Raw genomic sequence first — 15833 nt, 5'->3', positions numbered from 1 at the left:
AGAAAACGGATAGAAGTGGGGGAGACCGGCTTGTCTTTAAAATGGGGGGACATGTATGGGCAATATTTCAAACAGCAATCTTGCACCGCATCCTAGGCAGCAAGCCGTATCCACCACACATGCTTGGAAGTTTTTTGTTTTTAGTCTCATTGGCATTTTCGTCTTTTTTATCCCTGTTACGATTCATAACACGAGCTCGATTATGCTGGATCATATCGTGACATGGGTTCGGCAAATCATGCCGAGTGCGATACCGGTATATGCCTTGCTTGTAATTGTGCTTGGGGCCATTTATCCGTTTGTAACGGGCGGTTGGAAGCTGAGCAAAGTAAACCTCGTCTTTTCCGCGCTAAAAGTACTGGGCGTGCCAATCGCTCTATTGATCTATTTTCAGGCGGGTCCTGCATGGCTGCTGGACAAGGATATGGGGCCATTTCTCTTCGAAAAACTGGTGATTCCCGTCGGCATGGTGGTTCCGATCGGCTCCGTGTTCCTGGCTCTGCTGGTTGGCTACGGGCTTTTGGAATTTATCGGTGTAATGGTACAACCGATCATGCGCCCGATTTGGAAAACACCTGGCCGCTCTGCAGTAGATGCGGTGGCTTCCTTTGTGGGAAGCTATTCGATCGGTCTTTTGATCACGAACCGGGTCTTCAAAGAAGGCAAGTATACGATTAAAGAAGCAGCCATTATTGCAACGGGCTTTTCCACCGTTTCTGCGACATTTATGATCGTCATCGCGAAAACATTGGATTTGATGAATTACTGGAATCTCTACTTCTGGGTGTCGCTCGTAGTGACATTTCTCGTAACCGCAGTGACGGTGCGTATTTGGCCGCTGTCCAGCATGAGCGATGCGTATTACCAGGACAACGGCGATCCTGAAAAAGTAATCAAGGAAAAGCGGTTGCGCCAGGCGTGGACGGAAGCGATGGAAGCGGCGGAAAAGGCGCTGCCGCTAACACGGAACATTTGGGAGAACTTGCGGGATGGCTTCATCATGACCATGAGTATTCTCCCGTCCATCATGTCGGTCGGTTTACTCGGGTTGGTGCTGGCCGAATTTACCCCTTTGTTTGACTGGCTTGGTTACTTGTTTTATCCGATCACATGGCTCTTGCAAATTCCAGAGCCGATGCTGGCTGCAAAAGCGTCAGCGATCGAAATTGCCGAAATGTTTTTGCCAGCGCTTCTTGTGGTAAAAGCGCCTCTGGTCACCAAGTTTGTGATTGCGGTTGTTTCGGTTTCTTCCATCCTGTTCTTTTCAGCAACGATTCCTTGCATTTTGTCCACTGAGATTCCGATTAGTATTCCAAAGCTTTTGGTGATTTGGGTGGAGCGTACCATCCTAACCCTATTGCTGGTGACCCCTCTGGCATTCCTGCTTCTGCCATAATCCCGATAAGCGAATGGACAAATATGGTATGATGAGGGCAGGTTCGAACAAGCAGAGGAAAGAGGGATTAGTCATGTCAGGATTCGGAATATTCCGTGATGTGATCACGTCAGAGCAGCAACTGCGCGAAATGGTCGGAGAGCCAAGTCGTCTCGTACAGAACAAGGCGATAACCCAACTGGATGACCATAGCCGCAATTATATTGCCCAATCGCCATTTCTCATCTTGGCCACAGCAAACAAAGATGGCCATTGCGATGCTTCGCCACGTGGAGATGCGCCTGGCTTTGTGCATGTCATCGATGATCACCATCTCGTCATCCCTGAGCGCCCAGGAAACAAGCGGATGGATTCCATCACGAACATTTTGGTCAACCCGCATATTGGGCTTATCTTTTTCATTCCTACGCTGGAAGAGACGTTCCGCGTGAACGGCAAGGCTTGCATTATTCGCGATGAAGAAATACTGGCGAAGATGGCGGTAAACGGGAAGGTGCCTACGCTTGGGATCGGCGTAAAGGTAGAGGAGTGCTTCGTCCACTGTGCGAAGGCATTTATGCGCTCTGGTCTATGGAAGCCGGAGTCATGGCCAGCAGAGGGGACGACTCCTAATGTGGAGCAAATGCTGGCGGACCATGTGAAGCTTCCCGGTGTGACGGCAAAAGAAGTGGCAGAGGGCTTGCAAGACAGCTATACGAAGCGGTTGTACTAATCATGTCAAAGAGAAAAGGCAGCCCTCCATTCAGCGTGGCTGCCTTTTCGTCATGTTATTCGCGAACAGGATCATCAACCAGCCACCCTGCACCGATTTCACCCAAGTAGTAACACTCCAGCGAATACGCTTGCATATTCGAATAGCGGATGTGTTCAGGGATAATGAATGCGGGATTTACGCCACCTGTTCCACCTGTGGGTGTACCTTTGGTGATGCCGCGGAAAATGACCTTGATATTGTAGTTCGGAAGATTGTACATGCTACTCAGTCTTTGAATAACTCTTTGCTTGAGATCACCTAGCTCCTGAGCGGCTCTGTTTTCAGCGGTTGTGTAAGGCCAAGGGTTTTCAGGATGATACTTTTGAATGACAATCACATATTCATCGAATTGATCCGTATCACGCCGTTTGTCCAATTGAACGATTGCTTCGTGAATGCGGGCGTTAATTTGTAAATCATCATGGGAGCTGATCGTCTTGATCTCGGTAGCAACGCGTTTATTCTTGTATAAATTGCTGGAATTATCCTCGTCCATCATGTGGACTCCCGCGTCGTCATCGTTGTCCTGCTTCTCCAAATAGCTGTAATCGATGTCAGGATCGTTATCCTTATCTTGACCGAAATAGGGAGTGATCTCTTTTTCGAAAAGACGCTGTGCTTCTTCCAACTCTGTATAGTTCCCGCCTGTAACCGAGAAAATGTCGGAAATTTTGGAGTGCAGACTGTAGCTGTACCGCACTTTGTCAAAGTAAGACAAGTAGTTTGTCTGGTCAAAAAGTTCATTGATTGTTCCTTCATGCAAATCATTGGTTTTTGCCACATGTTTCTTCCACATTCTGCGTGCATCTAACAAGGCTTCGTCCCAAGTGCCTTGGATAATCGGGGATGATACAGAACCAGTAGCATCTGTACCTGTGCCATCTGTCATGGTGCCTGTGGCTGCCAGTGAACCATAGCGATCAGCTTCAGCTTCGAGGGAGGGATCGTCATTGATGGGCAGGCTAGCATCCGGAACGTTCGCCTTTACCCGCCCTTGTCGTTGTTGGACCACATGTGTCAGCTCATGGCCGAGTAGTTGCTGCCCGCTTTGCGTTTCCGGCTGATAGGTGCCGGGAGCGAAGTGAATATCATTCCCTTGGGCGAAGGCAACAGCCCCGATTTGGGAGGCGACAGACGATTCTGGATGAATCTGTACCTCTGAAAAATCAGTGTGAAATGCCTTCTCCATTTTTGCTTGGACGGAATCGGGGAGTGAGCGACCGCTGCCGGAAGAGAGATTCTCCGATTTTTGCAAGGGAGTCCTTGATAACATGCGCTGCACCGCCTGATTACCAAGAGTCTTTTGCAGAGAAAGGATGTGGGAAGAGTGACTCGCCTTTCTTTGGACCTGGCTCGGTTGGAGCATGGGCTTGGAAACAGGTGCTTTTGGTTTTTCATGAGTCGCATCCATAGACGGCTTGCTAGATTCATAGCGTCGCATTTTTACACCCCCTCTGCTTTTGTCACGTCCAATTGAACGGGTTCCTTTTGCTGTGCTTGATAGAAATAGAGATACAGATACGGGTCGACCAAATCGCTTATGATTGCTCCGGTACGATTCGTGTACGTGGTCGACGTCTTGGGCAAAATGGCAGATTTGCTGTCGAGCTCGTTCCGATCTTCTTTGACGATCGAGATGACCTGTGGGTGATAGACGTGGACGGCAGTGACAATCTGCTTGGTAGGGTGTCCTGGCGCCGGTTCAAGTGTAAACGCCATGTTCATTTCACGATACGCAAGTTTTTGCGGCGATAAGGTGGGATCCTTCGCTGGTGGAGCTTCGGGTGCTTTTTGATTGGCAGGAGGAGGGACAGCATCTTCGCCTTCTTTCGGCCCGTCATCGTCGGGCTTGCCCATAATCTCTTCCAGCTTGCTCCTGGAGATACCAATGAATCCTGGCAAATAAATACGGCCTTCACGGAAGTACCCCTTGTATAGCGGCAAGCCTTCCTTGTCGTAGAGTACCCCGATGCCGTCGTAGGCACCTGCCCGAAATTGCCCTTGATACAACAGAGCGTCTTCAGCAGAACGAAGCTCTCCCGTTCCGTGATAATGCCCTTCTGCAAAACCGCCTTTATACAGCGTTACGCCACTTGCATCTCTCAGCTCGCCCTGCCCGTGATACACGCCTAGCAAAAAATCACCTTGATAGACGATGCTGCCACTGGTGGAGAATTTGGTTCCGGCTCCATTGAAGTGCCCATTTCGAAAATGACCTTCATACACGAGCTTGCCATCCCGATCAAAAAAACTTCCGGTCCCGTTGTATCTGCCGTCCACAAATTGCCCTTTATACTGCAGGAGCCCGTTTTCGTAGTAATCGGTACCTTCACCGCCGTAGAAGCCATTGTCAAACAGTCCGTCGTAAAGCAGCTTTCCATCCTTCGTAAAAAGTCGGCCAGCTCCGTTGTACACGCCGTTTTTAAAAGCACCCTCGTATTTGCTTGCGCCGTTTGTGTACAATTCCTGACCGGCTCCATCCAGCTTCCCATTTTTGAATTCTCCCTGAAAAACGATTTGCTGGTTGTCGTTGTACAACGCCCCCTGACCAGCGTAAACGCCATTTTCAAACCCGCCTTGATAGACGAGAACGCCTTTCCGGTATCCTTTGCCTAAGCCTTGCGGAGTGCCACTTTTGAACTCGCCATTGTAAATGAGCTTCCCTTTGTCGTCATAGAGCTCTCCTTTTCCGTCATACAGACCATCCACGAGCTGGCCAGAATAGATCATCGTGCCTTCCGGGTTGTAGATGATCGCCAGACCCGTGTCGGAAATTTGTTGATTGGGAGTTTTTAGATGAATGACGATAGGACGTTGCAAAAAGCGGTTAAGCGCATCGGGAGGATTGATGAACAGGAAGTAGGCCAGGACAAGGAGCAGTAGTCCTGTCAAAATGAGAAAGCGTTTGGCGATGTAAAAACGGCCGATATGCACGTAATCGTTGAGTGAAGTTTCTTTTTTGGTGAACAGTCCGGCAATGCCGTTCTTGATCCAATCGAGGGCTTGCTTGGGGAGGGCGGCTCCTTTTTTGATCCAATCTTGCACCCATTTTTTGAGCGGATTGGTGAGCGGTTCTACAATGGTTTGTTCTGTTAGTTTTTGGAGTTGTTTGTCCATATGTTTCCTCCCTATCTGTCAGGGAACCTGAATCGTTGCTTGTCCGGGGTTCGTGATCTGAATGACGCCACCCCAGTTGCACATGAGCTTGGAGGTTTGATTGAGGGCGGGCATGTTAGCCACGAGAACAGTAGGGGAGCCAGGAACCCAAGGGGCGGCGGTGACAGGAACGCAGGGGACCGGAGTGAAAACGCCCAGCTTCGCCGCTGTGGCTGCTGCGACCTGAGGGTTGGACATCGTATTGCACATCCCGAATGGAAGGACGTTTACCATTGGTTTATTGTCCATAATGTTTGCGATCGGCATACTGGTTGTGACGCGATTCACCGGGAGCACCATGAGTGAACTGGGAGCAGCACCGAAGCTGCACTGTAGCATGGCTCCTCCGCAGACGAGTTGTCCCATGAAGCCAACTCCTTTTCATAAGTCATCTGGTAAGATATTGAAAATCAATCTGTATAGTAGTATAAATGTCAAATAGAGAAGATGTATAGCGAAATTTGTAATTTTTAGTATAATGTTGCTTGGTATCATTTTCGAAAATACGTTTTCGAGAGATGGGAGAACCGCAAACGATGGGAAATAACAAGAAGGTTTCCCGGTTGACCGGACTGCTGATTGTATTTGTTGGGATCGGCTTGCTGCTCGCTTGGAACATGGATAGGAGCGGGAAGCAGGACGAACCGTTTCAAGGGATCGACAGCATCGCGGTCAATCGTCAAAAGGATGTCGTCCTCATAACGGATGGACACCAAAAGCTGACTAGCCTGTACCCCGATCGGACGCTAAGGTATCAGCAAGTACTGGAGCAAAATCCAGAAGAGGGCTTGGAAAATTTCACAGAGGTAGCCATCGACGAAGAAGGATATGCGTACGTGCTGATTACAAAGCTCGATAGCTTTGGATTGCGGACCGTATCCGAGAGAATCGTGCGAATGGCGCCAGATGGAGAAATCGTACAAGTCGTGTATGAAGATGCATACGGAGCGAACAGCTCGTTCAAGCGAATTGGCAAGGTACGCTCCCTGCAAGTCGAGAAAGATCGCCTTTATTTTTATGTTTATCAACATCCTGAAGTGATTGCCTATCAATTTGTACCCTCTGATTCATCCCCCACACAACTCTATCAAATCCAATTGCCTAATCAAGTATACGTCAATGAAATCACAGGAGTAGACCCACGGCATACCTATGTCACTACCAAGCGTGGAGAGTTTTTCCAGGTCGATGTTCCCCAAGGAAGCGGGGAAGCACAAGTAAAAGGTCCGCTCTACATTCACTCCGAACGCTCGGAAAAGAATCGTACCGTCCCCGATCATGTCAAAGTGGGACCAGCAGGTCGCCTTCTTTTCTACAATTCTGATCAAAATGTCATTGAACGCTTCGATCCCGCACATCCAGATGAAATCGCCTTGATGGTGCCTTCCAAAACATTCGAGCAGATCAAGTCGAGTGATAGTAGTGCCTTAACGGCGTTTGCTGTAACTCCCCAGTATGAGATCGTAGTAGCCACAGATAGTCAACTCGCCTTCCTGGATCAACAGGGAAATGTGATGACCAAGCTCACGTCCCCGTCAGTATCCGAAAAAGACCGCTTGAAGGAATGGACCTGGTGGGTAGGATTGGGTGTGGAAATTCTCCTGTTTTGCGTCATTCAGTTTCTGCTGTTTCGCCTCTTCCGGATTCCGTTGATTATCAAGCAAACGATAGTGATAGCCCCACTTATTGTTGTCCCTGTATTCCTTCAACTGGAGGGAACGAAGCTGACCTTCTCGTTTATGGAGCAGGAGAATCAAACCGATCTTCGTCTCCAAGCCTATGTGATTTCTACGCTGATCGAAGGGGACAAGCTGGATGGAATCAATGGAGCGATTGATTACATGAATGAGGACTATCAAGCCGTACAGGCCAACCTGAAAAAACTGGAGGTCCCAGATGATGTGAATGTGAACAGGGGGCTGTACAAAACGATTTACAAATACAAAGATGGCGAATTGTTTCTCATGATGGATGACAATGACAGCGCAGAAGTGTTTGAAAATGTGTCCATTGATGACGAGTTCCGCAGTGTGGTCATGAAACGGGAGATCGTCTCGGGTAAAGCCCAGGATCGGACAGGCTACTGGATGTACGCGATGGCCCCGATCTACAACTCCGCAGGCAAGCTATCGGGTGTGTTGGAGCTGGGCAGAGAAATGAACGGGGTCCGCATACAGCACACCGAAATGTCCCGTGAGCTCGGCCGTGGAGCTGCGCTGGTCTGGTCAATTTGTGCGAGTCTATTCTTCCTTTTCTCGTGGCTGACATACCGAAACATCCGTAATCTGCAAACGAACGTCTCTGATATGGGAAAAGGCGACTACAGTGTGGTGGCCAGGGTTCGCTCCATGGATGAAATTCAAAAGCTGGCAGAAAGCTTCAACCAAATGGCAAAGCGCATTCGTCAGTACATCTCGAATATCACGAGGATGAGCGAGGCGAACAATCGCTTTGTGCCGCAGCAGTTTATCCATTTTCTCGGGAAGGAAAGCATACTCGACGTGGAGCTGGGGGATCAGGTGGAGCGGGAAATGGCCGTCATGCGGATGAGTCTGCAATCGTTTCATGCCATCTCACATCGTCTGCGACCAGAGACGACATTCCGCGTCATCAATGCGTTTCTCAAGCGTTTTGCTCCGATTGTGAATGAGAATCAAGGGATGATTACCGAATATCTCGATCCCGGGGTGCTTGCTGTTTATCCAAAAGAGGCGAAAGACGCGTTGGATGCGGCGGTACAAATGCGCCGTACGTTAGCGGACTATAACGAGCAACGGGCGGAAAAAGGGTACGATCCGATTGAATTGCGGGTTGCTCTGCATCACGGTCCACTCATGCTCGGCATTATAGGCGAGGCGACTCGTTTGGAGGCTGCGATCATATCGGATCACGTCCGCGTGGTGGAGAAAATGGAAAAGATGGCGGAAACGCTCGGGGCCTGCATCCTGATGTCCGATTCGCTGTTTTCCGAGATGGGAGAGAGCACGCCGTACCGATATCGTGATTTAGGCTGGGTGCACATCGAGGGAGAGGCTCAGCCGATGCATTTGTACGACGTATACGAGGGGGATGCTGACCAGATTCGTGCGCACAAGGATGAGACGAAGGAATTGTTTGAGCAGGCGATTGCGATGTATCAAAATGGGAGGTTTCACGATGCGCGCTCCGCTTTTCTGTCCGTCATCAAGCAAAACCGCTGGGATCAGGCGGCGCGACAGTATTTCTATCTATGTGACGAATACGCCCAAAAAGGGGCCGAACGAGATTGGTCTGGTGAGTTGAAAATATCGTAGGAGCGGTGAAAAAGCGTAATGACGAGTCCCAAACCGAATTACAACCAGTGGAACTATTACGAAGAGATGCTGCAATGGCTGGATATTCATTTGATGCGCTTGCTGGCCGTACGAGCAGAGCAGGGGGATGATTATCCGCTTGATCAAATGAGGGGGGTGATTGTCACAGAGGACGAGGTCGTACAATTGCTAGAGGCAGCTCCGCCAGCAACGCAGCTATGGGAAGTCTTCACAGAGCGGCTGGTAGCATGCGAGGAACGACTTCATGCCCTACACATGCACGAAGCGGGTAGCATACCGATTTTGGCAGTGGCAGACGCTTTTTCACTCAACTGCTTCGAGTTGGGATGTTTATTTCTTTGCCTGGCAGTCGAGCTGGATCGGAAGTACGAAAAACTGTTTGGCTACCTCCTCGATGATATTACGTGCAAGTCACCTACTCCCGCATTGGCGATGCAGCTATTTTGCCGGACAGCCACTGAGAGAATAGAGGCCTGGACAGCGTTTGCGCAAAAAAGCAAGCTGGGCCGACTGCTGCTTTTTACCGAGGGGGACATGGGGGGCAGCGGCTCTTGGCTCTCTCGGCCGTTAAAGCTGGATGAACGTATGCTGCACTTTTTGACGACAAGGAATGGAGGTGATGCCACTCTGCCGCCGTGGCTATCCTGGAGCTTGCCAGATCAAGAGCTGGAGCCGTTGGTAGAAGAGAACGCGATTCATTTGCAGGAGCGTTTTGAAACATTGTGGGAAACGGCAGGAGCAGATTCAGAGCGGCTTCTCCTGCATTTGCATGGTCCGACTGGCGTTGGCAAAAGGCATCGAGTCAAGCATCTGTTTCATCGCGTCAGGCGACCAGTGCTGTTCGTGGATGCAGAGCGCTTGATCCGGGAGGAAGCTTTTTCACGAAGATTACAGCAGGTCTTGCGGGAGGTACAACTGCGACGGGGTGTGCTGTGCTTGCATCAGTTCGAGGTTTTTCTGACAGAAGAGATACAAACAGTTGGGCGCAAGCAACTGATGATGGATGAACTCGAAAGCTTTTTAGGCCCGATTGCCATTGTGGCGAAAAGTCAATGGAAGCCGGAAAATGCTCTGGGGAAGCGGATTTGGCTGGAAATGGAGGTGCCTAATCCAGATGAAACGGAAAGGAGGCGATTATGGGAGACGGGCAGTGCAGGCATGAGCTTTTCTCAAGAGATTGACGCAGGTGTTTTGGCTGGAAAATTCAAGCTGAATGCCGGGCAAATCAACCAGGCGCTTCACAGAGCAAATGAGATGGCGATGCAGACGAAAGACAGGATCATTACGAAAACGCATCTCCACGAAGCTTGCTTCCTGCAAATGAGACATGCGCTAGAAAAGCATGCCACGCGATTGAGGCCCAAATATAGGTGGGAAGATCTGATTTTGCCAGAGGAGCAACTGACTTTGTTGCGGAACGCCTGCAATCAGGTGACCTATCGAAATGTTGTTTTGGGAGAGTGGGGCTTTGGACGAAAGCTCTCTTATGGCAAGGGCGTCAGCATGTTGTTTGCAGGTCCTCCGGGTACGGGCAAGACGATGTCGGCGGAAGTCGTGGCGAACGAACTGGGTCTGGAGCTTTTTAAAATAGACCTGTCGCAAGTGATTAGCAAGTACATTGGGGAGACGGAAAAAAACCTCCACCACATCTTCTCGGAAGCGAGAATCGGCAATGCCATCCTCTTCTTCGATGAAGCCGATGCCCTTTTTGGCAAGCGCTCAGAAGTGAAAGATTCGCATGACAAATACGCGAATGTGGAAACGGCCTACTTGCTGCAAAAGATGGAGGAGTACGAGGGGGTCTCCATTTTGGCGACGAATCTCCTGCAAAATTTTGACGAGGCCTTCATGCGCAGAATCAACTATGTGGTGAAGTTTCCTTTTCCCGAACCGTTCTATCGCGAAGAAATATGGCGCAGCATGTTCCCGGCCGATACGCCGCGAGCTGCTGACATCGATTTTGAGTTTCTCGCGTCCAAGCTGCACATTGCTGGGGGCGGGATCAAAAATGTGGTTCTCGCTGCCTCTTTCTTGGCTGCATCGGAAGGCACGCCTGTTTCCATGCGTCATTTGATTGAGGCTGCGAAGCAGGAATTAAAAAAGACGGGTAAGCTGCTATTGAAAGAGGATTTGGGGGAGTATGCCAACGGGTAGTGCGTATCGAGGGAAATGTGTAATTTTACAAAATTAGATAAAAATTCATGTAAAACCATTAATTTCAATGTTATGATAGGGATATTCTGTCAAATAATGTCGAGGTGAACGGGTATCAGCCAGTACACCGCCATTGCTGAAGTAGGAGAGTCGCTGCTCGCTCTTTTGCGAAAAGAGATGACGCCGGAGCCGATTAGCCAACCGGAGTTGATTGGTCTAAGCTCGCCTGCTCAGTCAGGAGATTTGGCGTTAGCCTTGTTTTTATACGAAATCCGGGAAAGTCAGGAGAGGCAGCACATGATGATCAGTGAAGGTACTGATCAGCTGCGATATCCCCCAATGACGGTCAATCTATCCTACATATTGACCGCCCATTCCCCAGCAGAACAGCATACCCGCATGCTGGACGAGCATCGCATCCTCGGGCGTGCCATGCAGGTTCTCTACGACAACGCCATTTTGCGTGGCGATCAGCTTCAAGGCTCCCTTGCCAACATGGATACAGAGCTTCGTGTCGTCGTGGAGCAGCCTCCCGTTGATAAACTCATCCAACTCTTTCCACATGTTCCGTACAAGCTATCCATCGGCTACTCGGTAGGACCGGTTCATATCGATTCCACCCGAGTTCGTTCAACGAAGCGCGTACTGGAACGGGATATTCGCATACGAGGGGAAGGTCATCGCTAATGGATCAGCATTTCCAGGTGCGTATTCGTTCCGTCTTCTCGTATGCCGTCCGTCTGGTGGACATGTATACAAGAGGAGCCCCTTTTCGATCGAGCTTGTCTGTTCGCTTGGCAAACCATCCACAAGTGCCCGTATGCAAAGGGGACGGATGGTATATCTTTTCTGACTTGCCTGATGGGATTTACACGCTCACCATAAGCAGCCGGGAGTATATCGATCGCTCCGTGTCCTTTTCCGTGATCACTGGGCGCACATCTTACACGGAGTCAGTCATCTACTTGCATCCGAGTCCAGCCTATCCATTTCGGACAGGAGACTCCCTTATTCGAGGGAGAATTTTCGTGGAGGATGGTTCCCCAACTGGCGGTGCCTATGTGCAGGCTGTCATCTCGTATGAACGAGATGCCCCGGTGAGATTGGCCGAGGACGCAGACAAAGAGGCTACGGAGCTAATCATTGCCAGTAAAAAGGGTCAAGTCGATTTGGCTGACGCTTTTCTTCTCGAAACACCCACATGCAAAGGGACGATCATTCGTTTTGCAAGTCCCCCAAAAGGTCGGGTTTACCCCTTGACCGAACCTCTTTCTTTTGCCTACCCAAGAGGCACTGTCTTACTCCCACTGCTCGAAACGTATTGCGACGACAGAGGGGAATTCGTAGTTGCCCTTCCGTTGTTTCTGGAAAAAACTCATGCTCGTATGAAAATTGAAGTGCGGCGGGAAGAAGCCGCTGGTTTTGCCGAGCTTTCCATTCAAGCCGGTACGACCCAATCCATAGGTACCATCCAATTGAACAGACCCAAATAGGGTGATCCGGCAGTTGTTTGGCTTCGGTCCATAACATCCTGCTGCCTGATTATAGAGCAAGACTCACGTATCAAAACGGCATTTTTATAAGTGGTAAAGCAAGTGATGAAATTATTCGGAGGGAGGGACTGATTGCAGGTTTCTGCTGCTGATACATGCGGAACTCTCCAATCAGGTTACGATGCCAGAGTACTTATCACCAGGGGTGTATGTCGAGGAATTTGATAGTGGCCCCGTTCCCATGGAGGGAGCGAGTACGAGCACGGCCGGCTTTATCGGGTTGGCGCAAAAAGGACCCGTTGCGGGATTGCCTGAGCTGATTACAGGTGTCAATGATTTCCGCAAATTGTTCGGTTCCTATTTGTCTGAGAATGCGTTTGGCGAATACCGCTATCTCGCCTATGCGGTGGATCACTTCTTTCTGAATGGAGGCTCCCGTTGTTATGTGATGCGGGTAGCGCCAGCAGATGCGAAGCCAGCTTCCAATGAAGGTAACAGCGAAGAGGCTGTCCTTCGGATTACGGCCAAAAATCCGGGGGCATGGGGAAATCAGATCCGCGTTCATTTGATTCCGTCGAGCAAGGCAAAAACGCAGATTTACGAGCAGCTAGGCGAAGCTCCTAAGTACCGTGTGAAAAACAGTGCAGGCTTTCAACCAGGTGATGTCGTTTCTTTCTATGACGGTGAAACCAAACAGTACAGTGAAGTGGTTTCGTCTCAAGACAATGTGATCGAGCTATCTGCTGTGCTTACAGGAGACGTCATCGATAACAATCTGCTGCCCGTCAAAATTTTGTCCACATGCGAATTCACGGTGCAAGTTTTCTACAACGATGAAGCAGAAGAGTTCGACAAATGCTCGCTCAATGTTTCTGCTGCCAATCATGTCAGCAAGCTGCTGTCCAAGAGCAATATCGTAGAGGTCGAAGCGGGTGCTGCCCCAGCGAGCCCGGAAGTCATCCCGCCTTTTACCGTCATTTCAGGGATAGCGGAAGAAACCCAATCCGAGGGCGGTAAGACGGAATTCGGTCTGTATCAAATCTCTTTGGCAGGGGGCAGCGACGGTTCTGTCGCCAATCTGTCTGCGGGCGAATACATGGGGGAGGATCATGGACCCGGCAAACGTACCGGAATCCAAGCCTTCATCGATAATGACGAAGTGAGCATTATGGCCATTCCAGGCGTGACAGACCCGAATGTGCAGCTCGCGCTTGTGGCTCATTGTGAAAACTTGAAAAGCCGCTTCGCCATCCTCGATATCCCACGCGACAAGAAAAAAGTAAGCGATGTGTTGACGCATCGCAATATTTTCGATACGCAATACGCTGCCATCTACAATCCTTGGCTACAAGTGTTCGATCCGCTTGACAAGCGTAACATCTACATTCCGCCATCAGGCTCCATGGCTGGTATTTACGCGCGCTCGGACAATACCCGCGGCGTCCACAAGGCCCCGGCAAACGAGGTCGTGCGCGGCTGCACCGGACTGGATTGCCAGTACAATACGGGCGAGCAGGATATTTTGAATCCGAAGGGAGTCAACCTGATTCGCGCATTTACAGGTCAAGGAATTCGCGTCTGGGGTGCACGGACGATGTCATCCAACGGGCTATGGAAGTACATAAACGTGCGCCGCCTGTTCATTTTCCTCGAAGAATCGATCAAAAACGGGACAAACTGGGTGGTATTTGAACCAAATGACGAGAGGCTGTGGGCCCGTGTCCAACGCACGATCGATTCTTTCCTGACGCGTGTCTGGCGAGATGGCGCATTGATGGGCTCAAGCCCGCAGGAAGCCTTTTACATCCAAATCGGAAGAAGCACGATGACGCAGGATGATATCGACAATGGCAGATTGATCTGCGTGATTGGTGTAGCACCTGTCAAACCGGCAGAGTTCGTCATCTTCCGTATTACGCAAAAAACATCTGATCAGTAATAATTCACGGGGAAAAAACAGTGTGAAGAAAGGGGTACAGTATGGCAGATCGCAAGGATCCATACCGCAAGTTTCGGTATCGGGTAGAGATGGACGGCATTCAGCAGGCAGGCTTCAGTGAGGTATCAGGCTTTGATGCGTCTGTGGACGTAGTCGAGTATCGAGAAGGCAATGAAGTGATTACACCGCGCAAGCTCCCGGGCTTGGCGAAGTACGGGAATATCACGCTGAAATGGGGCGTGACGGATTCAATGGATTTGTACAACTGGATGCAGGACACCATCCAGGGCAAGGTCGCACGAAAAACGGTAACGATCATTGCCATCAATGAGGCAGGGGATGATGTCGCTACATGGAAGGTCATTGAAGCATGGCCGACCAAATACACGGCGCCTGATTTTAACGGTACGTCCTCAGAGGTAGCGATTGAACAGTTGGAAATTGCCCACGAAGGAATGACACGCACGAAATAATAGAAGATCCCGACGCCAAAGAGTGGCAAGGAAAAGGCTTTTCTTTGTCACTCTTGCTGGCCTAGGGTGATGAGGAGGATGACACCATGGCATTTAAAACGGAATACGAATTTGAGCTCCCGCGCGGCTATGTGGATGAAGAAGGAAACCTGCACAAACGGGGCGTCATGCGTTTGGCGACGGCTGCCGATGAAATTTTGCCGATGCGTGATCCGCGTGTCCAGCAAAATCCCGGCTACTTGACGATTATTTTGCTGACGAGAGTGATTACCAAGCTGGGAGATGTACGGGGAATTGACACAAGAGTGGTAGAACGGCTATTTACGGCGGATCTCGCGTATCTGCAAAACTTGTACCGACAGATCAATGAATTGGACAGCTCGATGTTCCAGACATCTTGCCCGAAATGCGAGCATGAATTTCAGGTAGACATGGCTTTTTCAGGGGCGCTGGAGGGAGTATGAGTGGATACCCCGTCGACAAGATCTATGAAGAAGCCGCCTTCATCGCCTACTATTTTCACTGGCCTCACGACGAGATCATGTCGATGGAACACAAGGAACGGCGCCGGTGGTGCGAGGAGATATCCGCGATCAATCGCAAGCAAAATGACGAACCTGAAAATGTTTTTGATGTGTTCAAGCGGAGGTGATTCAGGTGTTCGCCAATGAGAATCCGTATTACACCAACCTCCGATTTCGTGTGGACTTTCTTCCGTTTGGATTGGAGATGGATGGCATCTGGGTCGCTGGATTTAGTGAAGTGTCCGGTTTGGCCGTCGAAACAGAGCTGGAGGAGTACCAAGAGGGCGGCGTGAATCATTTCGTCCACAAGCTGCCGAAACGCAGCAAGTTTCCCAACCTGGTCTTCAAACGAGGATTTGTGAGATCAAACGAGCTGTGGAGATGGTATGAGGACTTCCACTTTGGCCCGCCAGAAAAGCGCAAGCGCAAGCAGGGGGCGATCATTCTTATGGACCCAAACGGAAATGACGTGGGAGCTTGGGCATTTGAAGGGGCTTATCCGGTCAAGTGGGTTGGACCGGAGTTCCGGGCCACGCATGGAGAAGTGGCCATCGAGACATTGGAAATCGTGCACCACGGCTTAAAAGCGTATTTTTAAGCCTTATCCCGTCTGCAAGGAGCAAAAGAAAC

General features: G+C 50.2%; 14 protein-coding genes. 11 read left to right on the top strand and 3 right to left on the bottom strand.

Annotated elements, in window-relative coordinates:
• Positions 1–55 precede the first annotated feature (55 nt).
• Together ASG16_RS16890 and ASG16_RS16885 are read left to right on the top strand one after the other, a co-directional pair.
• Positions 56–1396: a YjiH family protein gene (locus ASG16_RS16890; RefSeq protein ID WP_056489479.1), complete on the top strand. Its 1341-nt coding sequence runs from the start codon at positions 56–58 to the stop codon at positions 1394–1396.
• A 73-nt stretch (positions 1397–1469) separates the two neighbouring features.
• Positions 1470–2108 carry a pyridoxamine 5'-phosphate oxidase family protein gene (locus tag ASG16_RS16885; RefSeq protein ID WP_056489477.1) on the top strand — a complete coding sequence of 213 codons (639 nt, stop codon included), beginning with the start codon at positions 1470–1472 and terminating at the stop codon, positions 2106–2108.
• 55 nt (positions 2109–2163) lie between these two features.
• Here the strand turns inward: ASG16_RS16885 and ASG16_RS16880 are convergent, their stop codons facing one another.
• The 3 genes from ASG16_RS16880 to ASG16_RS16870 are packed head-to-tail and all read right to left on the bottom strand — an operon-like array spanning position 2164 to position 5672.
• Complete coding sequence (locus ASG16_RS16880) at positions 2164–3591, bottom strand: eCIS core domain-containing protein (RefSeq protein WP_056489475.1); 1428 nt, start codon at positions 3589–3591, stop codon at positions 2164–2166.
• 2 nt (positions 3592–3593) lie between these two features.
• The gene (locus ASG16_RS16875; protein WP_056489473.1) at positions 3594–5267 is read right to left on the bottom strand and encodes an MORN repeat-containing protein; all 1674 of its coding nucleotides are present in this window, start codon (positions 5265–5267) and stop codon (positions 3594–3596) included.
• An 18-nt stretch (positions 5268–5285) separates the two neighbouring features.
• Complete coding sequence (locus tag ASG16_RS16870; RefSeq protein ID WP_056489471.1) at positions 5286–5672, bottom strand: DUF4280 domain-containing protein; 387 nt, start codon at positions 5670–5672, stop codon at positions 5286–5288.
• Between the two features lie 170 nt (positions 5673–5842).
• On the opposite strand from ASG16_RS16870, the gene ASG16_RS16865 reads away from it, so the two are divergent.
• The 9 genes from ASG16_RS16865 to ASG16_RS16825 all read left to right on the top strand — a co-directional run bounded on the left by ASG16_RS16865 (position 5843) and on the right by ASG16_RS16825 (position 15801).
• Entirely contained in the window at positions 5843–8599 is a 2757-nt protein-coding gene (locus ASG16_RS16865; protein WP_056489469.1) for an adenylate/guanylate cyclase domain-containing protein, read from the top strand.
• Between the two features lie 18 nt (positions 8600–8617).
• Positions 8618–10774 carry an ATP-binding protein gene (locus tag ASG16_RS16860; RefSeq protein WP_056489467.1) on the top strand — a complete coding sequence of 719 codons (2157 nt, stop codon included), beginning with the start codon at positions 8618–8620 and terminating at the stop codon, positions 10772–10774.
• A 114-nt stretch (positions 10775–10888) separates the two neighbouring features.
• Entirely contained in the window at positions 10889–11461 is a 573-nt protein-coding gene (locus ASG16_RS16855; protein ID WP_111914438.1) for a Pvc16 family protein, read from the top strand.
• Positions 11461–12267, top strand: a complete 807-nt coding sequence (locus ASG16_RS16850) for a hypothetical protein (protein ID WP_056489458.1) — start codon at positions 11461–11463, stop codon at positions 12265–12267. The genes ASG16_RS16855 and ASG16_RS16850 overlap by 1 nt, the downstream gene beginning before the upstream one ends.
• 181 nt (positions 12268–12448) lie before the next feature.
• Entirely contained in the window at positions 12449–14206 is a 1758-nt protein-coding gene (locus ASG16_RS16845; protein ID WP_056489457.1) for a phage tail sheath subtilisin-like domain-containing protein, read from the top strand.
• Between the two features lie 41 nt (positions 14207–14247).
• A complete protein-coding gene (locus tag ASG16_RS16840) occupies positions 14248–14679 on the top strand; it encodes a phage tail protein (protein WP_007721341.1) in 432 nt (143 codons plus the stop codon).
• 86 nt (positions 14680–14765) lie between these two features.
• Positions 14766–15143, top strand: coding sequence for a hypothetical protein (locus ASG16_RS16835; RefSeq protein ID WP_056489455.1), 378 nt, complete (start codon positions 14766–14768; stop codon positions 15141–15143).
• Positions 15140–15331, top strand: a complete 192-nt coding sequence (locus tag ASG16_RS16830; RefSeq protein WP_007721336.1) for a DUF6760 family protein — start codon at positions 15140–15142, stop codon at positions 15329–15331. Before ASG16_RS16835 ends, ASG16_RS16830 begins: the two co-directional genes overlap by 4 nt.
• Positions 15332–15336: 5 nt before the next feature.
• Entirely contained in the window at positions 15337–15801 is a 465-nt protein-coding gene (locus ASG16_RS16825) for a phage tail protein (RefSeq protein ID WP_048034038.1), read from the top strand.
• Positions 15802–15833: the final 32 nt, after the last annotated feature.

It is taken from the genome of Brevibacillus sp. Leaf182, assembly GCF_001423865.2.
GTDB lineage: Bacteria > Bacillota > Bacilli > Brevibacillales > Brevibacillaceae > Brevibacillus > Brevibacillus brevis_C.
The sequence above is the reverse complement of the archived record's forward strand: the minus strand, read 5'-3'. Positions and strand labels throughout refer to the sequence as shown.